At 49.2% G+C, this 26,863-nt stretch carries 24 protein-coding genes; 15 read left to right on the top strand and 9 right to left on the bottom strand.

What is annotated here, in order from left to right; translation table 11 throughout:
- Positions 1–2 precede the first annotated feature (2 nt).
- Positions 3–551, bottom strand: coding sequence for a DUF934 domain-containing protein (locus ACJJI6_RS07055; protein ID WP_475712942.1), 549 nt, complete (start codon positions 549–551; stop codon positions 3–5).
- Positions 535–2,196 carry a nitrite/sulfite reductase gene (locus ACJJI6_RS07050; protein ID WP_444905527.1) on the bottom strand — a complete coding sequence of 554 codons (1,662 nt, stop codon included), beginning with the start codon at positions 2,194–2,196 and terminating at the stop codon, positions 535–537. The genes ACJJI6_RS07055 and ACJJI6_RS07050 overlap by 17 nt, the downstream gene beginning before the upstream one ends.
- 431 nt (positions 2,197–2,627) lie before the next feature.
- On the opposite strand from ACJJI6_RS07050, the gene ACJJI6_RS07045 reads away from it, so the two are divergent.
- The gene (locus tag ACJJI6_RS07045; RefSeq protein WP_475712941.1) at positions 2,628–3,440 is read left to right on the top strand and encodes a hypothetical protein; all 813 of its coding nucleotides are present in this window, start codon (positions 2,628–2,630) and stop codon (positions 3,438–3,440) included.
- Positions 3,441–3,791: 351 nt separating this feature from the next.
- Here the strand turns inward: ACJJI6_RS07045 and ACJJI6_RS07040 are convergent, their stop codons facing one another.
- Both ACJJI6_RS07040 and metH read right to left on the bottom strand, forming a co-directional pair.
- Positions 3,792–4,010, bottom strand: coding sequence for a DUF2970 domain-containing protein (locus ACJJI6_RS07040; protein WP_413665506.1), 219 nt, complete (start codon positions 4,008–4,010; stop codon positions 3,792–3,794).
- Positions 4,011–4,014: 4 nt separating this feature from the next.
- Positions 4,015–7,710, bottom strand: coding sequence for a methionine synthase (gene metH / locus ACJJI6_RS07035; RefSeq protein ID WP_475712940.1), 3,696 nt, complete (start codon positions 7,708–7,710; stop codon positions 4,015–4,017).
- 220 nt (positions 7,711–7,930) lie between these two features.
- On the opposite strand from metH, the gene ACJJI6_RS07030 reads away from it, so the two are divergent.
- The 8 genes from ACJJI6_RS07030 (at position 7,931) to ACJJI6_RS06995 (ending at position 14,927) form a co-directional block, all read left to right on the top strand.
- Positions 7,931–8,521, top strand: a complete 591-nt coding sequence (locus tag ACJJI6_RS07030; RefSeq protein ID WP_282933146.1) for a TetR/AcrR family transcriptional regulator — start codon at positions 7,931–7,933, stop codon at positions 8,519–8,521.
- 119 nt (positions 8,522–8,640) lie between these two features.
- Positions 8,641–9,672 (top strand): NADPH-dependent curcumin/dihydrocurcumin reductase, encoded by a 1,032-nt coding sequence (curA, locus tag ACJJI6_RS07025; protein ID WP_475712939.1) that lies wholly within the window; start codon positions 8,641–8,643, stop codon positions 9,670–9,672.
- Between the two features lie 33 nt (positions 9,673–9,705).
- Positions 9,706–10,386 (top strand): type 1 glutamine amidotransferase domain-containing protein, encoded by a 681-nt coding sequence (locus ACJJI6_RS07020; RefSeq protein ID WP_475712938.1) that lies wholly within the window; start codon positions 9,706–9,708, stop codon positions 10,384–10,386.
- 108 nt (positions 10,387–10,494) lie between these two features.
- A complete protein-coding gene (nfuA, locus tag ACJJI6_RS07015; protein ID WP_282933143.1) occupies positions 10,495–11,085 on the top strand; it encodes a Fe-S biogenesis protein NfuA in 591 nt (196 codons plus the stop codon).
- Between the two features lie 256 nt (positions 11,086–11,341).
- Positions 11,342–12,214, top strand: a complete 873-nt coding sequence (locus ACJJI6_RS07010) for a patatin-like phospholipase family protein (RefSeq protein WP_475712937.1) — start codon at positions 11,342–11,344, stop codon at positions 12,212–12,214.
- A 310-nt stretch (positions 12,215–12,524) separates the two neighbouring features.
- Complete coding sequence (locus tag ACJJI6_RS07005; RefSeq protein WP_475712936.1) at positions 12,525–13,394, top strand: patatin-like phospholipase family protein; 870 nt, start codon at positions 12,525–12,527, stop codon at positions 13,392–13,394.
- Between the two features lie 239 nt (positions 13,395–13,633).
- Complete coding sequence (locus tag ACJJI6_RS07000) at positions 13,634–14,509, top strand: patatin-like phospholipase family protein (protein WP_475712935.1); 876 nt, start codon at positions 13,634–13,636, stop codon at positions 14,507–14,509.
- Entirely contained in the window at positions 14,493–14,927 is a 435-nt protein-coding gene (locus ACJJI6_RS06995; RefSeq protein WP_475712934.1) for a nuclear transport factor 2 family protein, read from the top strand. Before ACJJI6_RS07000 ends, ACJJI6_RS06995 begins: the two co-directional genes overlap by 17 nt.
- Before the next feature lie 33 nt (positions 14,928–14,960).
- Here the strand turns inward: ACJJI6_RS06995 and ACJJI6_RS06990 are convergent, their stop codons facing one another.
- A complete protein-coding gene (locus ACJJI6_RS06990; protein WP_444957456.1) occupies positions 14,961–15,956 on the bottom strand; it encodes an endo alpha-1,4 polygalactosaminidase in 996 nt (331 codons plus the stop codon).
- 201 nt (positions 15,957–16,157) lie between these two features.
- A complete protein-coding gene (gene hrpB / locus ACJJI6_RS06985; protein ID WP_475712933.1) occupies positions 16,158–18,722 on the bottom strand; it encodes an ATP-dependent helicase HrpB in 2,565 nt (854 codons plus the stop codon).
- Between the two features lie 125 nt (positions 18,723–18,847).
- On the opposite strand from hrpB, the gene ACJJI6_RS06980 reads away from it, so the two are divergent.
- Together ACJJI6_RS06980 and ACJJI6_RS06975 are read left to right on the top strand one after the other, a co-directional pair.
- Positions 18,848–19,312 (top strand): cupin domain-containing protein, encoded by a 465-nt coding sequence (locus ACJJI6_RS06980; protein ID WP_444897561.1) that lies wholly within the window; start codon positions 18,848–18,850, stop codon positions 19,310–19,312.
- A 200-nt stretch (positions 19,313–19,512) separates the two neighbouring features.
- On the top strand, positions 19,513–20,463 hold the full coding sequence (locus tag ACJJI6_RS06975; protein WP_444941962.1) for a D-alanine--D-alanine ligase family protein: 951 nt from the start codon (positions 19,513–19,515) through the stop codon (positions 20,461–20,463).
- Between the two features lie 152 nt (positions 20,464–20,615).
- Here the strand turns inward: ACJJI6_RS06975 and ACJJI6_RS06970 are convergent, their stop codons facing one another.
- Positions 20,616–21,734, bottom strand: coding sequence for a KamA family radical SAM protein (locus tag ACJJI6_RS06970; RefSeq protein ID WP_444941961.1), 1,119 nt, complete (start codon positions 21,732–21,734; stop codon positions 20,616–20,618).
- A gap of 1,009 nt (positions 21,735–22,743) precedes the next feature.
- Here ACJJI6_RS06970 and ACJJI6_RS06965 point away from each other — a divergent pair.
- The 4 genes from ACJJI6_RS06965 (at position 22,744) to ACJJI6_RS06950 (ending at position 25,349) form a co-directional block, all read left to right on the top strand.
- Positions 22,744–23,073 (top strand): DMT family transporter, encoded by a 330-nt coding sequence (locus tag ACJJI6_RS06965; protein ID WP_475712932.1) that lies wholly within the window; start codon positions 22,744–22,746, stop codon positions 23,071–23,073.
- Positions 23,074–23,388: 315 nt separating this feature from the next.
- Positions 23,389–23,895: a DoxX family protein gene (locus ACJJI6_RS06960; RefSeq protein ID WP_475712931.1), complete on the top strand. Its 507-nt coding sequence runs from the start codon at positions 23,389–23,391 to the stop codon at positions 23,893–23,895.
- Positions 23,896–23,990: 95 nt separating this feature from the next.
- Positions 23,991–24,428 carry a cupin domain-containing protein gene (locus tag ACJJI6_RS06955; RefSeq protein WP_413665521.1) on the top strand — a complete coding sequence of 146 codons (438 nt, stop codon included), beginning with the start codon at positions 23,991–23,993 and terminating at the stop codon, positions 24,426–24,428.
- Between the two features lie 174 nt (positions 24,429–24,602).
- A complete protein-coding gene (locus tag ACJJI6_RS06950; protein WP_475712930.1) occupies positions 24,603–25,349 on the top strand; it encodes a putative adhesin in 747 nt (248 codons plus the stop codon).
- Positions 25,350–25,526: 177 nt separating this feature from the next.
- Here the strand turns inward: ACJJI6_RS06950 and pcp are convergent, their stop codons facing one another.
- Positions 25,527–26,195: a pyroglutamyl-peptidase I gene (gene pcp / locus ACJJI6_RS06945; protein WP_413665523.1), complete on the bottom strand. Its 669-nt coding sequence runs from the start codon at positions 26,193–26,195 to the stop codon at positions 25,527–25,529.
- A gap of 95 nt (positions 26,196–26,290) precedes the next feature.
- Positions 26,291–26,710, bottom strand: a complete 420-nt coding sequence (locus ACJJI6_RS06940) for an ester cyclase (RefSeq protein ID WP_282933128.1) — start codon at positions 26,708–26,710, stop codon at positions 26,291–26,293.
- Positions 26,711–26,863 lie beyond the last annotated feature (153 nt).

The raw sequence follows: 26,863 nt of genomic DNA, 5'->3' as shown, positions 1-26,863 counted from the left end.
CTTTAGAAGCGGCGACGGAACATGGGCAGCGGTTGGTCTACCCCTGTTTGGTAGCTATCGCCAAAATCGCTCATCGAGTCTTTAAGGCTTGCCAGAGGCTGCTCACCTTCAAATGCGTAGGCATTGAAGCCGCAGCGTTGTAAATAGGTCAGCTGGTCTCGCATAAATCCGCCTACTGCGCGTAACTCTCCGGTAAAGCTGTAGCGCTCGCGCAGCATGCGTCCGGCGGTAAAGCCTCGACCGTCGGCAAATGCCGGGAAGTGCACGGCAATTACCGGCAATTTGGGAGCTTCTTCCGCAATCTGCTCGGCACCTTCTTCACTGTCCAGCCAAACACCGACTTCGTCACTGCGGGATGACAGCGCATCGCGATGCGCCAGCCACTGTCGCAGTGGCAGGATAATTTTGCCGGAGGGCAGGGTGCTTGGGTTCAACTCCTCTCCCGCTTCAAGTTGGGGTACCAGCTGCCATTCGTTGGTCTTTACTTCGCCATCGATGATCAGTTCTGCGGGGTTGCCCGGCTGTGGGCCCAGTTTAGCTGGCTTTGGCATAAACTCTCTCCTTGAAGGGCTGAAGGCCGATGCGGTTGTAGGTGTCGATAAAGGGCTCTTCCGTTTGGCGTTGCTCGACATAGAGGTCGAGGATTTTGCTGATCACGTCTGGCACTTCAGCGCGGGAGAAACTGGGGCCCAATACTTTAGCCAGGCTGGCCTCGTTGGATGCACTGCCGCCCAGCTGAATTTGGTAGAACTCTTCGCCTTTTTTATCGACGCCGAGGATGCCGATATGTCCCACGTGGTGGTGGCCACAGGCATTCATACAGCCAGAGATATTGAGGTTGAGGTCACCCAGGTCGTACAGGTAGTCCATATCGTCAAAGCGACGCTGGATGGCTTCGGCTACTGGGATGGACTTGGCGTTGGCAAGTGAGCAGTAGTCACCGCCGGGGCAGCAAATCATATCGGTCAGGGTGCCGATATTCGGTGTGGCGAAGCCGTGCTTGCGGGCCTGTTGCCAGAGTTCAAACAGTTTGTCCTGTTCGACGTCTGCGAGTACCACATTCTGGTCGTGAGTTACCCGAGCTTCACCAAAGCTAAAAGTATCGGCGAGATCGGCAATAGCCTCTAATTGGGCATCGGTTACATCACCTGGGGGTACACCAGTGGGTTTGGTGGACAACTTAATCGCGCGATAACCGGGTACCCGGTGCGGGTAGGTGTTGCGTTCAAGCCAGCGGGCAAAGGCTTTGTCGCTGTCAGCTTGTTGTTGCAGTGCAGCTTCAGCAGCTGATCCGTCAAACTCGCGATATTCCGGGGCAGTGAAGAAGGATTTAGCCCAATCCAATGCTTCCTGGGTTAACTTTTCAGCGCCGTCTTTAATGTGTTGCCACTCTTCTTCCACGCGGCGGCCGAACTCTTCCGGGCCGAGGGCCTTGACCAGAATTTTAATGCGCGCTTTGTACTTGTTGTCGCGACGACCCAGCTGGTTGTAAACGCGGACAATCGCTTCAAGGTAAGAGAGCAGGTCTTCTTCCGGCAGGAAGTCGCGGATGGTCTCGGCAATAACCGGTGTGCGGCCCTGACCGCCACCTACCAATACCTGGAAGCCAATCTCTTCACCGCGCTTGACGATCTGTACACCGATATCGTGTACACGGATGGCGGCGCGGTCCTGTTCTGAACCACTGACGGCGATCTTGAACTTGCGCGGCAAGAAAGCGAATTCCGGATGGAATGTAGACCACTGGCGAATCAACTCGCAGTAGGGGCGCGGGTCGGCAATCTCGTCGAGCGCAATGCCGGCGTAGGGGTCCGAGGTGGTATTTCGGATACAGTTGCCGCTGGTTTGTACCGCGTGCATTTCCACTTCCGCCAGTTCATCGAGAATAGCGGGTACATCTTCCAGCTGCGGCCAGTTGTACTGGAGGTTCTGGCGCGTAGTGAAGTGGGCGTAGCCTTTATCGTAGTCGCGGCTTACGCGAGCGAGGCGGCGTAACTGGGCACTGTTGAGCAGGCCGTAGGGAACGGCAATACGCAACATGGGGGCCAGTCGCTGAATATAGAGGCCATTTTGCAGGCGCAGCGGCAGGAATTGCTCCTCGCTCAACTCGCCGGCAAGGTAACGTTCCGTTTGGCCGCGGAACTGGGCTACGCGATCGTTGATGATGGCGCGGTCCCGGTCGTCGTATCGATACATAACAGCTTGATTCCATTGCCTTTGTGCGCTGATGGTGGAGAAAGGGGCAGGCCCCGGACGATTCTCCGCTGGCGCATAACATACCAGCGCTCTTATGCAATAAATAACAATATTTTCCGCTATATCTGTAACCAACAGTTATAAGAGAGATTTATCAGCATAGTGCTTGTCTGTTGTTGCAGATTCGAGGAGCGTTGGAGTAATGGCTATCTATGCCGTCCTGTCTGTTTTTTAGCCGCAACTTACCTGTTGAGTGTAGCGACTCCACTTCGGGGCCCTGGCAAATCGACGCTAATTCGGTTAGCTGTGAATTGATACCGCCTCTCAGTTTACTTGCGGTGATATAAAGTGCGAATCGCCAGTCACATATGAGACTGGCCAGTGGGTAAGTCAGTGAGTGAATTCCTAAAAAAATATAAGAGGTAAGCGGGATGGCTAAACATATCCTTGCGGCGATGATTGAGTTTGATGATTCATCAAAGTTTACTGGTGTGAGTAACAGTAATTTCGATGTGTTTGAGGGGGCGTTGGCTCGCGCTAAAGCCATGATGCAAGAGTACTCCGACGATAAATATATCAAGATGTTGGTTGCGCCGGAGTATTACTTTTCAGGGTATGCCTCTAAAGCAAAAACTAATCACATCGACTCTTTAAGCAAGGGCTCCAAGGGTGATATTTATTCCGGCCTGCGCAGAGCTTCCCGTCAGTACCCGAACATTTTGATTGTTGCAGGGACTATTGCTTACACAAAAGGTGGTGGATGTTTTTCTTCAGCATCTTACTTGAGCATTGCTCCTATCCTGGCCGGTGGCAATTTCCTGCTGAAGAAATATAAAGTTGGCAATGATAAGTATCAGACGGATGATGCTTTTTCGACCAAGGCAAGTGACAGTACTTTTTCGTACAAGGGCTTAACTTTTGGCATTGATATTTGTTTGGATCATAACAATAGGATTCTAAAAAACTCGCTGGGTGGTAAAACTGTCGATGTACATATTCTGATTTCCGATGGCTCAAGCCCGAGTCCAGGTTCTCTGGCGACGAACAAGAGTGGTGGTGGAGCCGTGGTGTTTTGCAATATGACGAGTGTTAACAAGGGCAAAGGTGTTAATGGAATTATGTCAGTTTCCCCAAATAAATGGGGCAATCTGAATGTCGATATTAACAGCCGTACACAGGTTGCTAAGACTGGCCAGGCTCTCACCGGAGGGTTTCATATCGCTCTCTATTCCGGGCAGGCGTAGAGAGGCAGTTGGGTTGGTAAGGTTGTTTGCCGGCCCCGCCTTGCAACTGATGACTTGATTTGCTCTACTTGGGTTGCCGCATCCAGCGGCCCAACTACTTTAAATAACAATAAAGAACGATCGGAGAGATTCGATGAATGATGAAGTAGCTGTAGTTTCTGAAGACGATAATGTAGTGGATGCAATTGCTGCTGTAGCACTGGTCGCAATTTTCGTAGCCACCTGTGTTTTTTGGGTGGCCACGCGCTAGCCCGCCGCTGGCCCGGAGTTGTGTAGTCCCGGGCATTAGCGATAGACATTTCGCTCGGCTTATTTGTGTAGCTGCTAGCTGATGGAAAGCACTCTGCGCTTTTAGCCCATATTGCCGAGTACTATTTTCACAATTAGAGCCAATCCGATTACAAATACGGCGGTAAAAACAACGCCGGCAATAACGTACGTCATAATACTGCCACTTTGAAAATCCCTTTCTCGGTTTTTATCACTCTGCACGCCAATCGCGGCGGCCAGGGTACTGACTACCACCTGGCCGAAATTGGGCTTTTTCGCTTTCTTATTATTATCTTCCACAGGCTCACTCCTCGAGGTTGGGACGTAGCCAGCGCTCCAATTCCGGTTCGCTGACCCCTTTTCGTTTAGCCAGGCTTTGCAACTGATCCCTGCCGATCTTGCCCACATTGAAGTACTTTGCCTGGGGGTGGGCGAAGTACCAACCGCTCACCGCAGCTGCGGGCATCATGGCAAAGTGCTCGGTAAGGCTGACGCCTGCATTTTGCTCCGCTTGTAGCAATTTGAACAGGGTAGCTTTTTCCGAATGATCGGGACAGGCTGGATAGCCCGGGGCTGGGCGGATGCCCTGGTAGGCTTCCTTGATCAGCTCCTCATTGCTGAGGGTTTCGTCTTCGGCATAGCCCCAATATTCTTTTCGCACCAAACGGTGCAGTGTCTCAGCAAAGGACTCTGCCATACGGTCTGCCAGGGCCTTTACCATAATGGCGTTGTAATCGTCGTGCTTGGCTTCGTAGGTGTCTGCTAACTCGTCTGCGCCGATGCCAGTGGTAACCGCGAAGCCGCCCACATAGTCTATTTGGCCGGACTCAAGCGGCGCGACGAAATCTGCCAGGGAGCGGCAAAGGCCATCACCACCGCGTTTCTGTACCTGCTGGCGCATATGGTGAAGGCGAGCCAGCTCCTCACTGCGGCTTTCATCCTTGTAGACGATGATATCGTCGCCGACGCTATTGGCTGGCCATAGGCCGAATACGGCCCGTGCGCGCAATAGCTTTTTATCGATAATCTCTTTCAACATGCGCTGGGCGTTGTCGTAGAGATCGGTTGCGGCTTCTCCCACAATTTCGTCTTCAAGGATTGCCGGGAATTTACCCGCCAAATCCCAGGAAATAAAGAAAGGCGTCCAGTCCATAGTGTCGAGCAGTTTCTCCAGAGGGAAATCGTCGATCACGGTGAGGCCCAGCTTGTTGGGTCGTGCTGGCTGGTAGTTTTTCCAATCAAATTCCGGAGCGGTATCCCGCGCTTCCTCGTAGGTTAAGCGGGTGTCATTGCGCTTGCGGTTGGCGGTGCGGGTGCGCACCTTTTCATACTCGGCCTGGATTTTTTCCACAAAGGCTGGGCGCAGCTCATTGGAAATCAGGCTGCTGGCCATGCCTACGGCGCGGGATGCATCGGCTACATACACCACCTGGTTGCGATGGAATTGGGGATCAATTTTTACGGCGGTATGGGCTTTGGAGGTGGTGGCTCCGCCGATCAATAATGGGATATCAAACCCCTGGCGCTCCATCTCGGCGGCTACGTGAACCATTTCATCCAGGGAGGGGGTGATCAGGCCGGACAGGCCGATAATGTCACACTCCTTTTCCTTTGCAGTTTGCAAAATGGTTTCCGCTGGCACCATCACGCCGAGGTCGATTACTTCATAGTTGTTGCAGGCCAGCACCACACCCACAATATTTTTGCCGATATCGTGCACATCCCCTTTAACAGTGGCCATCAGGATACGGCCGTTGGAGCGGCTGTCTTCGGTTTTTTCCGCTTCAATATAGGGTTGCAGGTAGGCTACCGCCTGTTTCATAACCCGGGCGGATTTCACTACCTGGGGCAAGAACATTTTCCCTTCGCCAAACAGGTCGCCGACAATATTCATACCGTCCATCAGTGGACCTTCGATCACATCCAGTGGGCGTGAGGAACTTGCGCGGGCCTCTTCGGTATCTTCCTCGATATAGTTGTTAATGCCTTTCACAAGGGAGTGTGCCAAGCGTTCCTTCACGGGCAATTTGCGCCAGCTCAGGTCCTCTTTGCGCGCCGCACCACCGCCATCCCCTTGGTATTTGGGGGCAATGTCCAACAGGGCTTCAGTGGCATCCGGGCTGCGGTTGAGGATCACATCCTCAACTTTTTCCCGCAGCTCCTCTGGGAGTTCGTCGTAAACCGCCAACTGCCCGGCGTTCACGATACCCATATTCAGGCCGGCTTTAATAGCGTGAAACAGGAATACTGAATGAATGGCTTCACGTACTGGATTGTTGCCCCGGAAAGAGAAGGAAACATTGGAGACGCCGCCACTGATCTGGGCACCGGGCAGGTTTGCGCGAATCCAGCGGCACGCCTCAATAAAGTCCACCGCGTAATTATTGTGTTCCTCAATACCGGTGGCGACAGCAAAAATATTCGGGTCGAAAATAATATCGGTGGGATCGAAGCCGACTTCATCGACCAGCACATCGTAGCTGCGCTTGCAGATCTCAATTTTGCGCTCGAAAGTATCCGCCTGGCCATCTTCATCAAAAGCCATCACCACCACAGCCGCACCGTAGCGCAGGCACAGTTGGGCCTTTTCGATAAACTCCTCTTTGCCTTCCTTGAGGCTGATGGAGTTCACAATGGGCTTGCCCTGGATGCATTGCAGGCCGGCCTCGATCACCTCCCACTTGGAGGAGTCCACCATAAATGGCACCTTGGCGATATCCGGTTCGGTAGCGGCAAGGTTGAGGAAGCGGCGCATAGCGGCGAGGGCATCCAGCATCGCCTCATCCATATTGAAGTCGATTACCTGCGCACCATCTTCCACCTGGGCCGCCGCCACTTGCAGGGCGGTGTCGTAGTCCTCTTCAAGGATCAGGCGCTTAAATCGGGCGGAGCCAGTGACGTTGCAGCGCTCGCCCACATTGACGAATAGGGCGTTTTCATCGGCGACAAATGGCTCCAGTCCGGACAGGCGCAGAGCAGGTTTTATTTCCGGCTGCTGTCGTGGGGGTATATCGGCCACTGCGTCGGCAATTGCACGAATATGATCGGGGGTGGTGCCACAACAGCCGCCGAGGATATTAATAAATCCGCTGCGGGCAAATTCCGCTACGATTGCGGCGGTCTGCTCTGGGGTTTCGTCGTATTCGCCAAACTCATTGGGCAATCCCGCGTTGGGGTGGGCGGAGACATTAGAGGTACAGGCGCCCGATAAGGCTTCCACATAAGGGCGCAATTCGGTGGCGCCCAGGGCACAGTTGAGCCCCACAGAAATTGGCTTTGCGTGGGCAACAGAATAGTAAAAAGCTTCGGTCGTCTGGCCGGAAAGGGTGCGGCCAGAGGCATCGGTAATGGTGCCGGAAATCATAATTGGCAGTTCGAAACCCAGCTCCTCAAAGAGCTGCTGCATGGCATAGATAGCGGCCTTGGCATTGAGGGTGTCAAAAATGGTTTCGATTAAGATCAGGTCGCTGCCGCCTTCGACCAAAGCACGGCCCGCTTCTACATAGTTTTCTACCAGTTCATCGAAAGTGACATTGCGTGCCCCTGGATCATTGACGTCTGGTGAAATACTGGCGGTGCGGGAAGTGGGGCCGATGACCCCGGCTACCCAGCGCGGGCGCTCTGGGGTAGAGAGTGCATCTGCTGCACGGCGCGCGATCTCTGCGGAGGCCCGGTTGATCTCTACCACCAGGTGTTCCATATCGTAATCAGATTGGGACAGCTGGGTCGCGTTAAAAGTATTGGTTTCGATAATGTCCGCGCCCGCCTCAAGGTACTCCCGGTGAATCTTTTCGATTAGCTCCGGGCGGGTCAGGCTGAGCAGGTCGTTATTGCCTTTCAAATCGCGTGGGAAGTCGGCGAAGCGCTCACCCCGGTAATCGGCCTCTTCCAGCTTCTCCCTCTGGATCATCGTCCCCATAGCGCCATCCAGGATCAGGATACGCTGCGCAAGCGCGGCATTAATTTGCTCGAGACGTTGGTCACGGGACTGCTGGGACATTTACCAATCCTTATATTGTCGATCTTTTGCCGATGGTGGGAATGGCGCCAATCTTAGCACAGTCACGCCCACTCACTGGCTGCGACTTACGCCTTTTTGGTTGATCCACCACAATAACAGAGCAATTTTGATTAAAGTTGAGCAATTAATAGATACTTCACAGCGCCTAATCACTATAAATCCCTAGACGACCGGTCTAGTTTTGCGTAGAGTGCTAGGCATGAAAAGCAGCTATGAAGATACTCGCCAACATTTGTTGGATACCGGTTATACCGTGATGGCCGTAAAAGGCTTCTCCGGTGTGGGTTTGAGTGAAATTCTCAAAACCGCCGGTGTGCCAAAGGGATCCTTTTATCACTACTTTAAGTCCAAGGAGCAATTTGGCGAGGCTCTGCTGGAAGATTATTTTCGCAGCTACCTGGAACAGATGGACGTTGCCTTTTCCTCCCGGGATCAATCTGCCGCCGATAATTTATTGGCCTATTTTGATGCTTGGCAGAAGAGTAGTGGGGAGCGTTACGATGCACACCGCTGCCTGGTGGTTAAGCTTAGCGCTGAGGTGGCAGACCTGTCTGAATCGATGCGGGTTATCCTCAGAGATGGGACTGAGCATATTATTCAGAAGCTCCAGAACTGTATTGAGCTGGCAGGGGAAGACGGTTCTCTGCCTAGCACCCTCAATGCCCGTGCCACCGCAGCTTCCCTGTACCAGCTGTGGCTGGGAGCCAGCCTGTTGGCCAAGTTAAACCGCAACGATACGCCAATGGCAGAGGCGATGCTGGCGACCCAGGAGATACTGGGAAAACACTGAGTTTTTTACTGAGCCCGCGAGGGGAAAACCGTTGCGGGTATTTTTATGGCGCCTTTCTAGACGACCGGTCTAATTTGGCGACTTTGACTTCCATTTTACGAAGTTATGGAGAATAGAGAATGCAATCGAGCGATATAAACCGCCGCCTGGTATTGGCATCCCGCCCTGAAGGTGCCCCGACGACAGATAACTTCCGCCTGGAGCATGCCCCTGTGGTCAAGCCGGAGGTCGGCGAGGTGCTGTTGCGCACAGTATTCCTATCGCTCGATCCCTATATGAGGGGGCGAATGAGTGATGCGAAGTCCTATGCAGAGCCTGTTTCACTGGGAGAGACCATGGTTGGAGGGACGGTGAGCCGTGTGGTTGAGTCCCGATTGAATGGCTTCGAGGAGGGGGATTGGATACTCAGTTATAGCGGCTGGCAGGACTACGCCATTTCTGATGGTACCGGGTTGATTAACTTGGGTAAAAATCCGGATTACCCCTCCTTCTCCCTGGGAGTGCTGGGTATGCCGGGAATCACTGCCTACTTTGGCTTGCTGGAAATTGGGGAGCCAAAAGAAGGAGAGACTCTGGTAGTTGCAGCTGCTACCGGTCCTGTGGGGGCAACAGTTGGACAAATCGGCAAGTTGCAAGGGTGCCGGGTAATCGGTGTTGCTGGAGGTGAGGAAAAGTGTCGCTATGCGGTAGAGGAGTTGGGCTTCGACCTGTGCCTGGATCACCGCGCCGAAGATTTTGTCGATCAATTGGCTGCGGCTTGCCCTGACGGTATCGATATCTATTTTGAAAGTGTTGGTGGCAAGGTCTTTGATGCGGTGCAACCGCTATTAAATGATTTTGCGCGGATTCCTGTATGTGGGCTTATCTCTCAGTACAACGCAACCTCATTGCCGCAAGGCCCGGATCGGACCAGTTTGTTAATGCGGGATGTACTGACCAAACGCTTGAAAATCCAAGGCTTTATTATTTTCGATTACTACGAACGTTTTCATGAAGCGGTGCGTACATTAAGCCAGTGGGTTGCGGAAGGCAGTATTAAATATCTTGAGGATATGGTCGAAGGGTTGGAAGAAACACCCAATGCATTTATCGGGCTTCTGGAAGGAAAGAACTTCGGCAAGTTAGTTGTGCGCATAGGCAATGATGATTGAAGCAAAGCTGACAAAGTTTATAAGGACAGAAATATGAAAATACTGATGGTTCTGACTTCCCACGATGAACTGGGGAATACCGGTAAGAAAACGGGGTTTTGGCTGGAGGAGTTTGCCGCACCTTACTACATCTTCAAGGACGCCGGTGCTGAAGTGATCCTGGCCTCTCCAAAAGGCGGGCAGCCGCCTCTCGATCCCAAGAGTGATGAACCGGATTTTCAGACGGAGGCGACTCATCGCTTTCAGGCTGATGCCGATGCTCAGCAGGTTCTGGCCAATACCCACAAATTGGCTGATATGAATGAGTCTGATTTTGATGCAGTCTTTTATCCCGGTGGCCATGGTCCCTTGTGGGATCTTGCGGAAGACCCGGTCTCAATTGCACTGATTGAGAACTTTTTTGCCGCAGACAAGCCGATCGGTGCTGTGTGCCATGCTCCGGGCATTTTCCGTCATACACGCCGTCAGGATGGCGCTTACCTGGTGTCGGGAAAAGGTGTGACCGGGTTTGCCAACTCGGAAGAGGCTGCGGTTGAACTGGTGGATGTCGTGCCTTTCCTGGTTGAGGATATGCTCAAGGGAAATGGTGGAAACTACTCCAAAAGTGGTGATTGGGCACCCTATGTAGTGGTAGACGGCAAACTGGTAACTGGTCAAAATCCGGCCTCTTCAGAGGAAACCGCCCAGACTCTTATGGGATTTATCCCCACCTAGGAGAGTGGTGAGGCCGGTCGGTCGAAAGGGTTCCAACTGACCGGTTTCCCTTGAGTCTTTCTGAGAGTAGAATACCCGACAAAGAAGCTTGGTTATTTGAGAGCCTATATGTCTGATTTGAATGTCACTATTACTGAACCCGCTCAGGAATACCTGAAAGAGCTGTTGGCCAAACAGGACTGTGAGGGAATTGCCATTCGCATGTTTGTTTCCAGTCCCGGCACGCCTAACGCCGAGACCTGTATCGCCTACTGCCGCCCGGGAGAGGAGGAAGAAGGTGATGTGATGTTGGAAATGAACGGTCTCAAAGCTTACTTCGAAGGGCGCAGCGTTCCCTATCTGGATGATGCTCGGGTCGATTACTCTTCGGACAAGATGGGCGGGCAGTTGACGATTCGCGCGCCCAACTCCCGTATGCCGAAAATTACTGACGACAGCCCTATCCAGGATCGTATTAACTATGTTTTGTACAACGAGGTTAATCCGGGCCTGGCAGCTCACGGTGGCCAGGTAAGCCTGGTAGAAGTGACCGAGGATATGTTTGCTGTGTTGAAGTTTGGTGGCGGCTGTCAGGGTTGTGGCATGGTTGATATGACCTTAAAGGAAGGCGTGGAAAAGACTCTCAAAGAGAAAATCCCCGAATTAGCAGGCGTGAAAGATATTACTGACCACACCGACAAGTCCCAGGCTTACTACTGAGTTCCTGAGACCATTCTGAGTCGGCCAAGTGGCTCAAAAGAAAAAGGCGAACCTTGTGTTCGCCTTTTTTATTGCAGTGAACCTCTCAGGTTAGATCCCGCGTAAGCCTCCCTACGAACTACTCCCACACTGTATATATTTGAAATATTCCTCGGTGCTTTTGAGGCGCTGGGGCAATGTAAAGTGCCGGTGCAGCGATCCAGTGATTGGTCATGCTAGTGATTGCTTGTGCGCCAACTCCAGGGAAGAACAATCTATGTTTGACCAAGTGGTGTTTGCCGGTGGCGGCGTGCGCTGTACCTGGCAGATCGGCTTTTGGGAGTCGGTTGCAAAGGAAATTGATCTGGCACCTCGGGTGGTCAGTGCAGTATCCGCTGGCTCCCTGGTTGCCAGCCTGGTTCTGATGGGCAGGTCACTCGACGGGGTGGATTACTTCGTTTCGGCATTTAAGTCCAATGGGAAAAATATCCATTGGGGCAATATGTTTCGCAAGGACCCAGTATTCCCGCACTATACAATTTATCGGCGAGCATTAAGCGACTTATTTTCTGGAGGCTTTGATCAACTTAGGGAAGCCTCAGACCTACGTATTGGAGTCAGTACTTCGCCGAAATGGCTGCCTGGTCCGATCGCGTTAATGATTGGAGCAGCAATTGATTACTCTGATACTTATATTTTCCCGAACCTTCACCCCACTACTGCACTTAAATTGGGCTTCCGCCAATCTTTTTATAAAGTTCGTCACTGTTCAGATCCGTCCCAGTTAGAGAAGCTGGTTATTACTTCATCCTGCACGCCACCTCTGACTCCGCGTCTGAAGCAGGGCGGTGCAGAGGTATTGGATGGAGGGGTTGTAGATAGTGTGCCTATTGGTGGGCTGGATACCGCTGAAGGACGGGTGCTTATTTTGCTAACCCGACGTTTCCCACAGCTGCCGGACCGTTTTACGGTACAAAAATTTAACCAGGAATGGACATATGTTCAGCCCTCTGGACATGTTCCACTTAATGTTTGGGATTTTGCCAGTCCGGAAGAGGTGAAAGATACTTTCCGTATGGGGATTGCAGATGGCCGTGCATTTTTAGCGGCACTGAGTGGCGAAGGGCGGTTACTTGAGAGTCCTCCCTGATATGACTGGGGATATCTTGAATTACTGATTGGAAGGTTACGATCTTAAAGTTACTCATAAGTTTGCACTGAGTGTTGAGATAAAGACACCTTTAGTCTCAATGCCTAGTTGGTTTGAAAAGTGAAGCCTTTTTTATATCTATTTGTATCAAGGTGGTTGGCAGGTTTGCTGATTGAGATGCGTAATAGTTGGGATAGAGCCATTAACTGTGATCTCGCTTTAACGCTTGGTGGCGATAGAGACAAAAACTCCTGCCTAAAATCAAAAATACCCGTATTTGTTGCGATAGCCTTTTTTAGAGGGTGTCGTCATGTTTGATCAAATGGTTTTTGGTGGCGGAGGAAGCCGTTGCACTTGGCAGCTTGGTTTTTTGTTATCCCTAAGTCGCGAATTACCGATCCGGCCAAAAGTTGTTTGTGCTGCATCCGGAGGCAGCATGGTAGCGGCACTCATGCTTACGGACCGCTGCCGTGAGGGTGTTAATTACTTTCACTCTGCTTGCAAAAAAAATGAGAGGAATTTCTACTGGAATAATTCATTCCGTAAAGAACCAATTTTTCCGCACTTTGAGATCTATCGCAAAGGGGTGCATGAATTTTTCCACGATAGCCTTGAGCCTCTACGTCAATCTGCCGACCTCAGAATTGCAGTGACCTATCCCCCGGAATGGTTGCCTGTGCCTCTCGCTTTAACACTGGGGCTGGCAATTTTCTACTCTAACAAACACATCTTTCACGACTTGCATCCAAATACAGCGTTACATCTTGGGTTCCGCCAAATGTTTCACCCCGTGAGTAAATGCAAAGATGGGACAGATCTTGAGCAGCTTATTTTGAGTTCCTGCTGTGCCCCCCCCATATCCCCAAGGTTGTCGCTTGATGGTGCAGAGGTGCTGGATGGAGCTCTGGTAGGTAATGCTCCGGTCGCCGGCTTGGATGCTAGCAAAGGGCGGGTTCTGATTTTGGATACAGGGAGCTTTCCACACCTACCGAACAGTTTCAGTGTGCAAAGGGGGGATCAGGTGTGGACTTATGTTCAGCCTTCCAGTCCGTTGCCCATCGGGATGTGGAATTTTGCTGACCCCAGTGCGCTGAGGCACACCTTGAAAATTGGGGTTGCAGACGGTTATGCCTTTCTTGATGCGCTTGTGTCCGGTAAGGAACGCCTGGTGGAAATTTGAGTATTCAGTGAGTTCAGGGTCAAGACGATCAGTTGCACAATGCTTGTGATTCGATTAGCTTATGCAATTAGTTGCATATTGTTGTCGTCATCAATATGTCATCATGAAGGCTGAAACTAATTGGTCAAAAGTGTTGGCGGTAACGCAAAGAGCGGCCTGAAACTGCACTTGAGAGGATGTAAAACACAGAATGGACTCAGGAAGTTCCTGTCGGAAGGCTGCTGCAGGGAAGCGCGATCATGTTTGACCAAGTTGTTTTTGCCGGTGGTGGTGGGCGGTGTACCTGGCAGATTGGCTTTTGGGAGTCCATAGCCAACGAAATTAGTCTTTCTCCGAAGGTGGTTACTGCGGTTTCGGCAGGGGGCCTAATGTCGAGCCTGGTGCTGATGGGTAAGACGGAGGAGGCTCGAGAGCATTTCTGGACTGCGTTCGAGACTAATGAAAAAAATGCTTATTGGGGAAACCTTTTTGGTAAAGAACCTGTGTTCCCCCAATATGGAATCTACCGCAATGCGATGTTAGAGCTGTTTCGCGATGGACTGGAGACCCTTCAGCAGGGCGCAGAGTTGCGAATTGCGGTTGTTCACCCACCAAAAGGCCTATCTGGAGGTTTGGCTTTTGGAGTGGGGGCCATGGCCTACTATGCCGATAAGCATTTTTTACGCAGCCTTCACCCCAAGATCGCCCAGCGCTTAGGTTTTAAGCAGCAATTTTATCGAGCCCGGGATTGTTCCAGTATTGAGGAGTTGGTGGACCTGATTTTGTGCTCCTCCTGTACGCCGCCATTCACCCCAAGACTTAAGTTGCGGGGGCGAACAGCACTCGATGGTGGGGTGGTAGATAACATCCCTGTGGCAGGGCTGGATAATGGAAAGGGAAGGGTGCTGGTGTTGTTGACCCGTCGTTACGATCAGTTCCCAGACATATTTACACATCGTAACGGCGATCAGGATTGGACTTATGTCCAGCCCTCGAAACCGCCATTCATCAGTGTTTGGGATTACACAAATCCTGAGCTAGCCCAAAAAACTTACGAGTTGGGGTGTGCTGATGGGAGAGAATTTTTACAAAAACAAGTGAGTGAAGAGGAAGTCTCCAATGAACAATTCCAATAATAAAATAGCGGAATCTATTGCCCTATGGCACGAGATGGTCGCTGCGCGAGATCTGAGTCGCTTGCCAGCGATCGTTGCAGAAGATGCTGTTTTTCGTTCACCGGCATTTTTTAAGCCCTACCACAGCTCCGCTGCTGTGTGCCTGATTCTCAATACGGTGATGCAGGTTTTTGAGAGTTTTGAATACGACCGTGAATTTACTACCGAATCGGGACACGATCTGGCTCTTGAATTCGCAGCCTCCATCGGTGATAAGAGTCTGAAGGGATTGGATATTATCCGCTTTAATGATGAAGGCAAGATTATTGAGTTTGAGGTGATGATACGCCCGCTCAACGCCCTGCAAAAATTGGCAGAGGAAATGTCCGGGCGGCTTTCCCAGTATGTGACTCAATATAAGGAAGCTCAGCAGGCCTGATACCTGCTGAGTGAAAGCGTTGGGGCCTAATGATTACTCATCGTCGGAATCGAAGTATTCAAATGCATCGATTCCATCCATATAGGCCCCATCGAATCCTGCATCAACGATCATATAAATATAAGAATCATCGTTGCCGAAGATAATTTTCTGCCAGCCCTCCTGCCAGTACTTCACATAGTAATTGCCTGACTCACCGGGTACTTCTCCCAATAGCCATTCGGGAGGGGTGTTGTACCAATAGGATTTCCAGTAATAACGATCGTCTTGTGCCTCGCCGACATTGACATAGGCCAGCACTAAGCGGCGCCCACCATTTTCTTTTACCCTGAGCTGCTCAATTTGTTCTTCTGTGTAAGGTTCACCGTCAAAGAAAAAGTCGATTATCAATATGTCGTAATCGGTTTCACTCAGTTTATCGATGAAATCTTGAGGCGTAGAGTAGTTGCTGGTATTGGTGATATTGATAAAGTTTTTGGCTTCCTCAAGGTCATCAATGTCCAGAGAGTTAACATTGAAGGGCTCATCGGGATATAGCGGTACATCGTTCAGGAGTTCGCTATCTGCGGCAAAAGAAATATACCCAGCTTCTTCGTTATTCTCATATGACTCTTGAATATCCCGCTCAATATTGGTGAAGTCCGTGATTAGGATTGTATCCCCTTCATCTTTCGCCAAGTCCAGGTAAGTTTGCAGGCGCTTGGTTTCTGACTCGCTGGTGGGCTCGTTGACAACACCATTTGCGCCAAAGAAGAGGGCCTCCTGTGCAATGCCGTCTGTGGCATCCAGGTAGGCTTCATCGACGGGACCAGTGGTAGTGGTTGTCGTAGTAATCAACTCAACCCCATTCTGGGGTACGATGAGAAAGTGACGGTTGATGCCCTTGGCGTAGGCGCTGATATCCTCTACCAGGTAACGCATTTCCTTATCGTACTTGATAGTTGACTGATTCAAATCATCGGGAAGATCATCGAGGCTACAGCCAAATATCAGTAATGGGCTGAGAGCTGCTAAGAGTATTCGGCGCAAAATACATCTCCATTGCTACGAGTTAGAGTTTGTTCTGGTTTTGGGGCGTCGCTGCGGGCCAAAATAATTCAGACTATCTCTATTGGCGCGAGTTCCTATCCCTTGCGGCAGCTTATGCTATCCGGTTGTTGCTGAATGTTAACTTAACCGCCGCCCAGAAAGTAATTTTGCTGCCCAGGGGCAGTGAATCTAAAAAAAGAACTACCGTCCCATATCCATTCTCTTCTTCGTTTTAGTAGTAGCCTCAGCCGTCAGGGGATCATCGGGCCAATAGTGTTTCTGGTATTTGATACGCAGCTCCTTCTTTACCTCTTGGTAAGTATTGGCCCAGAAATTCACCAGGTCACGGGTAATTTGAACGGGGCGCCGTGCCGGAGAGAGTAAATGAATCATCAATGGATAGCGGTTTTTTAGAATTGTTGGAGTTTGTGCCAATCCAAATAGCTCCTGCAGGCGCACAGCCAAAACAGGTGGGGTTTCTCCGTAGTCGATTCTTATCCGGGAGCCACTGGGAACCAGGTAGTGACTGGGGGCCAAGTCATCGAGTTTTTGTTGCAGGTCCCACTCAAGCTGTCCGCGCAAGATGCTTTGCAAGTCAAGCTGCCCTAGCTGCTCAAGTTTGCTGAACCCCTGCAAATGAGGTAACAGCCAATCCTCCATGGTCTCCAATAGAGCCTCATCACTCCAGTTTGGTACTCGAGTGTCGCCGAGAAAATCCCCGGACACTTCACTTTGGCGCAAAAATTCCACTCGAAAACGTAACTGGTTAGCTTCTGTGTTCCAGGGGAGGGAGGAGAGACCTTTCTTTCGTACGGCTTCTAATAATGCGCGACTGAGGGTCTCCGGTGGAATATCTGCTGCAGGCCGCTGGTGTAAAACCAGCGCCCCCAATTGCGTTTGCTGTAGGGCGACAGCGCGGCCGGTAGTCTCGTCCCAGCGAACTGAAATCTCTTCTTTGACCTGGGCGGCGAAATGCGACTTCAAAGCGGGCAGGGAAATCTCTGCTGCCAGCTGGATACTTGCATCTCGGCCCTGGCCATCCAGTTCGGCAATGACCAGGTATTCGCTTAAAGCTAGGGCGTCATCATGGGAGAAATGTGCGCCTCGGCCACTGGAGAGTAGAAACCGGCGGCCGGTATCACTGCGTGATTTCGCAATACGGTCTGGGTAGGCGAGTCCAAGCAGGGCACCAGTTTCATCGGAGTGATCGATACTCTGTAGCGCAGGACTTGAACTTGACTCAATTTTCTTTAATTGAGAGAGCCAGGTTTTAGACTGCTGGCGTATTCTATGAGCAGTACCGCGATCTACCCACCGATCGTTGCTTTGGGACTGCAGAGCCTGAATCCGTTTGCTAATGTCCCGATCCCATCGTGCTTCGCCACGAAAAATATCCCGTTCAGATAGTAGCGCTGCCAGCAGGCAGGCCTGTTCATGCAATCCCCAGCTGACACTGGCAACTAACATATGTGCGAGGCGAGGGTGGGCGCCAAAGGCCAGCATGGTATTCCCGTGAGGGGTAATACGCAGTTTGTCATCCAGTGCCCCCAGTTGCTGCAAGAGCTGTTGGGCCTGGGCCATAGGTCCTGGGGGTGGTGTGTCGAGCCAGTTGAGCTCGCTGACATCGGTAACCCCCCATTTGGCTAATTCAAGTGCCAGGGGAGCCAGGTCACTGCGGGTGATTTCCGCTGTATTTTTGGCGCTCAATGACCGCTGCCGGCCCTCACTCCAGAGTCGCAGACAGTAGCCGGCGCTGAGACGCCCGGCGCGCCCTGTGCGCTGGGTAGCTGAGGCCTGGGAAATCGAGCTTGTCACCAAACGATTCATGCCACAGTTGGGATTAAATCGCGATTCGCGCATTAATCCTGAATCGATAACTATTCGGATGCCCTCAATCGTCAGGCTGGTCTCGGCCACATTTGTAGCCAGTACGATTTTTCTCGTGCCTGGTGCCGTTGGTGCTATCGCCTGATCCTGCTGCTCACGGCTCAGATCCCCAAAAAGCGGTGCAATAATAATGCGGCCCTTTTCGGTTTCCTCAGATAGTCGCTCCCCCAATAAGCTCTCAACCTGTTTGATTTCGGCGACACCAGGAAGGAAGGCGAGAACACTACCTTCTTGTTTGCCTAAGGATGCGACAACTTTACTTGCCATCAAAGCTGGGATTTGTCGTTTGTCCTCGGGCTCTTCTCGTTGGTTTAAGTATTCAATATCGACGGGATAGCTGCGTCCTTCACTGGATATGATGGGTGCGTTATTTAGTAGTGAGGAGATGCCGCTGGTATCCAGGGTGGCAGACATCACCAGAATCTTGAGATCCTCGCGAAGATACTCCTGGGACTGAAGACATAAGGCGAGGGAGAGGTCGGCTTGCAGGCTGCGCTCATGAAATTCATCGAATATGACCAGAGCACTGGATGCCAATTCAGGGTCAGCCTGTAAGAGGCGCGTGAGAATTCCCTCGGTTACAACCAGGATGCGAGTCTTCTTGCTTGACTTCCGCTCTCCCCGGACCTGAAATCCAACGGTATCACCAACTTTCTCACCCAGCTGGTTAGCCATGCGCGCCGCTGCCGTTCTAGCGGCCAAACGTCGCGGCTCCAGCATAATAATATTCTTTCCGCTCAACCAAGGCTCATCTATTAATGCCAGTGGTACGGCGGTCGTTTTACCCGCTCCGGGGGGCGCCTGGAGCACGACATTACTATGCCCTCTCAAGGCCTGGAGCAGTTCGGGGAGGATACTGTGAATAGGTAACTCAGACATGGGCGCGATTATAGTGATTTCGCAACATCGGTGATACCAGCACTGTCCGGTAAGCTGGCTAGCTGCTGGCTGAACTATATTCTCCCGTAACTAGATGGTTGCTTCCCAGGAGAAAGGAGAGTGCGATGAGTGTGAATGTCCGGCGAGTTGTTACAGGGCACGACCCAGAGGGAAAGCCAGTAGTGCTCATAGATGATCAGGGTTTGCATACCAGTAGTTGGCGGCCTCATATGGTTCAGCAGCAGTTATGGACTACTCAGGACTTGCCCGTAGAGCTTTGTGAAGATGGTAGAGACAACGGCGGGAGAAAATTTGATGGAACTACGATTCCGGGAGGCTCGGTTTTTAAGGTCGTAGAATTTGGGCCGGGAGTTACGCCACGATCTCACCAAACTGACAGCATTGATTATGCGGTAGTGATGTCTGGGAATATCGAGATGGAAATGGGAGATGAGGTTGTTGTGAAGCTGTCTGCGGGAGATGCACTTGTCCAGCGGGGGACAGTTCATAATTGGGTCAATCGAGGTGAAGAACCTTGCGTGATAGCTTTTGTGCTAATTAGCTCTACGGGCAATACGGCATTTGGTTAGTTGTCTTTATTAATGGTTACTTGCAAGTACTTTCGACTTCAACCCTATCCAAAACTCAGTACTAATGAAGGTTATTAACTTCTTTTTTACGTTCACTTTTCCGGGTAGGGGCTGGGGGGCGTTAAAGTGAAAATCAGTTGCGTAGCTAATATTCCAGTCCGGCATTCGATAGATTGTGTAGTGGCAGCGGAGCATGATTGATGCGTATCGGTATAGTCTACGACCTTCGTGATGATTATCTCGGGATGGGGTTTAGTGAAGAGGACGTCGCTGAACTTGATTACCTGGAGACGATAGATGCGATTCACGATGCGCTTACCTGCGCAGGCCACCATATCGAACGGGTCGGCAATATTTACAGATTGGCGCAGCAACTGGTTGAAGGTAACACCTGGGATCTAGTGTTCAATGTTGCTGAGGGGATGTATGGAACGGGGCGCGAAGCACAGGTTCCCGCTTTGTTGGACGCCTGGAAGATACCGTACACATTTTCTGATCCATTTGCCAGCACAGTGACTCTTAATAAGGAGATGACCAAACGCATATTGCGGGATATGGGTATACCAACGGCACAGTTTGCAGTTGTTCGAAGCGTTACAGATGTCAATCGAGTGGAGCTTGAATACCCTTTGATGACAAAGCCGCTCAGGGAGGGAACCAGTAAGGGGGTATCGCCTGAGTCCAAAGTTATCGACAAGGCAGCTTTGAAAAACCGCTGTGAATACCTTTTGAGTCGATTTAATCAGCCAGTACTGGTTGAAACATTCCTACCTGGCCGAGAGTTTACTGTGGGTTTTTTGGGGACGGGTGCAACTGCCGAGTGCATTGGCGTGATGGAAAAGTTATTGGGCGATGAACCTGTTTATTACAAGTATGATGGAGCTTTCCCCGGCCGGCTGGTTGACGATGGTCAGGCGCTAAAGGTTCGAGCAATTGCGCAGAAGACTTGGGAAGTACTTGAGTGTCGTGATGGTGGTCGAGTTGATATTCGCTATGATGCACAGGGAGCCCCCATGGTTATGGAGGTCAATGTCCTACCCGGTTTGCGGCCTGAAGTTTCTGAACTGCCCGTGATGTGTGAATTGGCGGGTATTCAGTATGGGGCCATGATCAACCGCATTGTGGAATCAGCTATAAGCAGTCATTTATAGTTATCCTGGATCCTGTAAAACTCTACGATATATTGTGGTGCAGACTACCGTTGCCAAACACTTGGTGTTTTGGATATCTCAGGAGCATCCAAAAGGCATCAGCGCAATAAATCTGTGACTTATGATTGCCTTCTCTGGTAGTTAGCACTTTGTTACTCCAGATATATACCCGTTTGCCCTCTGAAATTTCGAATGTGCCATTCGCCTTCGATATCGCCTTGTTTTACATATTCGTAGGGCATGACCGGGTTTTTGCCCAGCTCAGTAGTAAGTACATATTGAGGGACCGCAAAACCCGTGATGTGCCCCTGCAATGACTCATAAATCGCCTGTCCTTCCTTCAGGCTTGTCATAAAGTGAGAGACACCGACCACATTATCGCAGTGATAGAGGTAGTAGGGTCTGACTCGTATTTTTACCAGAGCGAGCATCAATTGTCGCATAACATCCGGTGAATTATTTACGCCTTTTAAAAGCACTGTTTGATTTCCCACCGGAACGCCCGCTCTCAGCAAGCGGTCGCATGCAGCGGCGGCTTCTTCTGTGACTTCTTTGGGGTGATTAAAGTGCGTGTTCAGCCACACCGGATGAAATGATGCGAGCATTTCGCACAATTCGTCGGTGATACGTTGGGGGGCCAGTACGGGAAAGCGTGAGCCAATACGAATAATTTCCACATGATTTATTGCTCTCAGCTTCTCCAATAGTTTGGCCAAGCGGTCGTTGGAATACATCAGTGGGTCGCCGCCGGTGAGTAATACATCGCGAATCTGTGGATGTGATTCTATGTAAGCAATATCCTCATCCCAGCTGGTTGCTTCGCCTTGTTCAAAATAACTTTCCGGGCCCACCGTTGTGGTGTGAAATTTCCTTGTGCAATGACGGCAATAAACAGGGCAAACAGACGTTACCAGAAAGATGACGCGATCTGGGTACTTATGTACGACGCGGTTGGTTTTACGAAAATACTGATCACCTACAGGGTCAATGTCTGCACTGTCGGGTACGATGGTTTCCTCTAGTGAGGGAACTGCCTGCAATCTAATTGGACAATTAGGGTCATCAGGGTCCATTAAGGAGGCGTAGTAGGGTGTAATACTCCACCGATAGATTCCTTTTAGCTTTTGGATAGCGTCAGATTCAGAAGTAGAAACATTGATCCATCGCTTTAGGCCATCCAATGTGCTGATGCGATTGCGCATTTGCCAGCGCCAATCAGACCAGGCCTCGTCAGAGTTTCCCGTTACGGAACGGACTATAATGTTGCGCATAAGTATCGCCGCTTTGCTGTGCATTCATTTGTTGCTGATGGTCTGCCTCGATATCCGAGATTGCCTGTAAGGGGCTTGAACATGGATTGCCTGGATCCAGTAACTTGAAGCAATCATTATGTGTAATGAAATCTGTGGAAGGATTTGATGTTCGTAATGCTTCAAATCTCTGTAGGACTTTCTGCGATATTTTGGGCAGCCAACTTCTGAGCAACCAATTCCAGTGCATTTTGAGACCATACTACTTAGTTTCTTCAATACCCTTGTGAAGTAGGGGGGCTGTGTTTTATCTGCCGCCTTTCTAATAAAAAAAGAAGATGCGATTTTCAGCTGGTAGGTACGAAGAATACTGTTCTGTCGATAGCTTGGGAGAGAAGTGTTTTGCGCTCTAAACGCTAAATCGAGAAATTTGTAATCATCGCGATTGTATGCCTGTAGTAACACAGGTCTAAAAAGGGGTACGTCATTGGCGATATAGGGTGTAACCACACAAATTATACCAAGTATCGGTTTCACGATATTTCAATCCTATATCCCAAATATCGTTTAGTTGTTGCTCTATGCAACTTGCCTGCTACGTGAGGTAGATGTTATTTGGTCCGCACTCCTCTGTTTAATAAATATTTGCACACATTGAGTATTTTTCAACAAGTCAGTAATCGCTGGTATGGGGCCAATATGAGTGTAAAATTAGTCACGATTGTTTCTGGAGGAGTATAAAAAACAGCTGTAATACTACAATTAGATCTATTGGTATCGATAGGCTAGGTAGTTGTCGGGGCTGAAATCTAGCTCTTCTTTTATTGCTGATTTGTCAATGGGAAGACATGAGTTATCTTGGGTAGCCAGAGGGCTGACTGCTGACTGTAAAGTCCAGCATTGTATTTCGTACAGCCGCATAGTAAATAGCAGAATTCCCGCTATTTTCCAATAGCGCTATTCGTCATAAATTTGATAGTATCTAGCTGATCAAGTGATTTGACTACAATAAATTCTAATGGAGTAGAACTTGACCTATTTGTTTTTATTTTTTGCGATCATTACCGAAGTTACAGCTACCCTACTACTTAAGGCCTCCAACGGTTGGGAAAAGTGGTGGCTGGGAATGGCCTCTATATTTTTTTATTCTCTGGCGAGTCTATTTCTTGCGTTTGTACTAAAAAATATGAATGTGGGAATGACTTATGCCATCTGGTCTGGCGTCGGTATTGCTCTTGTTTGTGCAGCTTCTGTTGTTATTTGGCAGCAAAAGTTTGACGTATACGCTGTGAGTGGAGTTGCTTTGATATTTATGGGTACGGTTCTAATTACTATAAAATCCACTGTGTTTGAGCAGTAGCTTTTTCCTGAAGCTTTTATAGGAGGGCTTTGCTCAGAGAAAGGCCGGTGAATTTGGTTTTACGGTGTAAGTGCATCGATGAGCTGCTGGCCTCCTCCAGAGAATAGGTTTGGGGCATTCTTTGAAGTGCCTCTTTTATCATTTAGGTAAATCTGACTTACCGCAATAATATATACGGCGTTGCGAATTAGGCAATTTTTGCGGTTCAACAGGGTGGGCTTGGCCTATTATTATAGATAACTGTAAACCCTTATATGATATCTCTTAAAAGGGAAGGTATGGCTGTGGTTGAGTTGTGTGTTAAGGAAGTGTTATATGAAGCAGAGCACGCACGAAAGTTATGGGACTGCAGCTGATTTACAGTTGGCCTTGATTCGGATTTATATCGGTCTCAATTTTACCCATCATTTTGCTGAAAAGTTTGGTCTGCTGGGAGCCGATGCTTACAATTTTGTTGTTCGTTATTTTGAGGGGATTGGATACTCATCTTCAATGGTGATCATCTCTGGTATTTGTGAATTCTCTGCATTTGTTGGATTTACTTTCGGTTTGTTTACGCGGTTTGCCGCTGTTGGAACTGCTCTCTATTTGATAATTGCGTTATTTGAAGGGCGGCATTATCTCGCGGGTTTTTCATGGGCAAGCCATGTCAGTGGTATAGATATTAGTGGAAATATACAAACCGTTTATGGGGGGTGGGAATACCCTCTTTTTTGGGCTTTTATTTGTTTGTCTTTTGTGTTAACCGGCGGCAGAAGGTGGTCTGTAGATCAATACTTGAGGAAGACAAATTCTTCGGTGTTACAGTTTCTAAGTAGGTGAACTGGATTGTCTGAAACTAGGGGTAACCTATAGCTAATTAGTGACTTATCGATGAGGCAGTTTTTAGATTTTGCTGATGAGGTGAGATACTCGTAGTGCAAGAAGAAATCGTTCGCCAAGATTTTTATCATCTATGGTATGATAAAAGAGGAAGGTCAAGAACCACTGTAGGACATTTTTCAGATTTTGAATTGATTCAATACTCCAATCCTGTGCCCGAATATCACTATCGTGATTTACCTAAAGTTATTCGAAGTGAGTTTGCAATTTTGCCTCCTGGGTGGAAAAGCGATTTTCACTCTACTCCGAACCCTCAATGGGTTATTACATTATCTGGCTGTTGGCGTACGACAACTCGGGACGGTGTTGAGGTGACATATAGGCCTGGAGATGTTCATTTTGGGGGAGATACGCCTGTTAATGGTATAGCTATTGACCAGCAGGGGCATTGTACGATTAATCCCTCCAAAACAGATCCCGCGAAATTACTTATATTAACTGTCGACTCTTTGCTTCCTGCTCCTGAAGAGTGAGTATCTAATGGTTTGCCTGATAGGCTCCGGATCATATTTCCTGTAGCTATTGAAAGCTATTTTTGATTAAAAAATCGCATATTTTAAACATTTACTTCGGTTGTTGAGTGGAATACGATTTTTCTCGAGATAATTCTATTTGTTAACTTCGGCTTTGAAAGCTGGGGAGGGTTTATGCCTGCAAAGGAGTTTTTCAGTAATGTCAAAAGTGCGTTAAAGGATTATTTTGGTAATAAAGCAACAGCACTTTGGCATACCTTTGATGATTCTGAAGTGGCGGTGGCAGGGAACTATCAGTGTATAGATCTTGATGGGCGTGCTTGGTTGTGGACTCCTCGTGGAATGACAACGAACCGGTTAATTGTAACTGCTCACGGGTATCGCAGAACTACATCCAGTTTCAAAATAGAGCACAATGTTAACCTGCATTTTTACTCGCATGATAAATTCAGTGTGAATGATCCTGGACTTGGGAGGTTTTATGATCGGGGGGCCAATTCTGTTGAAGATTTAGGTTTAAATGATACTTGTTTTAACTACATCCTGACGAAGTATACCAGTAGCGCTACTAATAGACACAATACTAACAATGAAACTTATACTTCGATTAATGCGATTATGTCTCACAATGATAGTGATAGTCGAAGACGCAGAATTCAGAATGCTAATAATATCGGAATGGTTGCCAAGGCAAATAGCATTCAGTCCTTTCAGCCGCCCAGTATTCTAACCATAAGAAATAGACAGTTTATGGCAGCTGTAAACCTGAAGTGGGTTTTGGATACCTTGGCGAAAAAGGGGCATCACTTTAATGACATTGATTGTCTCTTCTGTAGAAATACTCTTTGGACTGGCACAGTAGCTGTGATGTCGGGTCTGTCTGGAGGGGATAAATATAGTGATGATGTTGCTATAAATTAGTAGTACTAGAAGGGTTTGATTTATAGTGTCGATATGGCCTTTTTTTGTGCGGTAAGAGCATTTATTGATCTACTTGGTACTTTGAAATATCTCGTTGATATTTCCTTCTTTGTATGTTTTTTTTGCATAAAAATTACTAGTAGGGAGAATATGACCTTACTAAACTGTTCAATTTGATTAGATTTGTAAGTGAGAAGGGATTGGATCGTCAGTGTCCCGCGGGTTAGCTAGTGCGGCTTCAATGGCGGCCTGTATCCCAAGGGCGGCAGTTTCTTTTGACATGCTGGGATTGCCGATATTTTCGGGTAGTGCGGCAATCTGGGGTAGCTGAGGAAGGTGTATCCAGCCGGCGGGGATATTTAGTTGATTAGTCGCGATATAGTGAAGCGCGCCATACATCATATGGTTGCAACAAAAAGTACCCGCAGTATCAGAAATGTCGGCAGGAACACCAATATTGCGCATTGCCATAACCATTGCGCGGATAGGGAGTGTGCTGTGATAAGCGACAGGACCATTTTGTATAGTCGGCTCACCCTGCATTTCAACTCCCCGGTTATCTTTCAGGTTATATCTGGTGGAGTCATTATAATTTTGTGCAATTCTCTCAGCTGTAATGATTGCACGGCCACTGTACTCTCCTAACATCACCACTAATTGCGGTTCTATTTCTTCAATAGCATCCGTGACAACTTCAATGCTTTCAAAGAAGTTGTTGGGTATCAAAAGACCATGAATATCACCATTGGCTATTTGTGTTCCGTCCAGCATGCGCATAACTGACTCAGCTGGATTTATCGGTGTGTTACCGAAGGGCTCAAAGCCAGTCAATAAAACTTTTTCCATAGAGATGTTATCGTAAATAGATACAGAAAGATTGATATATTGTTATTTGTCAAAGGTAGCGTTGTGCAGGCTACCTTTGACTGGTTCGTGGTCGGCTATTCAACTAAACCTAATTGCTCCAGGAAAGTATATTTATCCCAGTCCACCCAGCTTTCCACCATTTTTCCATCTTTATATCTATCGGTATGTACGCCAGTCCAACTGCTGGTTTTTCCTGTTGCGTCATACTGTAGGAATTTACCCGTATGGGTGGCGGTAATCCTCCAGCGGGTACAAACATAATCACCCTCGGCAACTTGTACCAGAATTTCTAATTTTGTGTTGGAGAATCCCTGGTGAAATTCAGCGACTAAATCCAGGCAGTCTTTTATCGATAAAACCGACGTGGAACCGCCAGCATAGGGCATTTGGTGATTTTTATAATCCGGTGATAAATAATCTGTCGCTTTGTCGGGGAAGTTGTCCCCCCACAATTCCAGTATCGCTTTTGATGTCTCTTTGTGATTGTTCGCCATTTTTGTCCCACTGTCAGTTAGGTCGGAATTTGGTAGCCCAAGCATAGTTCAGTGAATTTAAGGGGGGAGCGAATCGAAGTGGGATTAGATTCAATATTGATAGTCGATTGATATGAGTTGGCGCAGATTACATGATAAATAAATATATTGAGT

The organism is Microbulbifer maximicatervae (SeqCode) (genome assembly GCF_056232625.1).
This window is presented reverse-complemented; position numbering and strand designations above follow the sequence as displayed.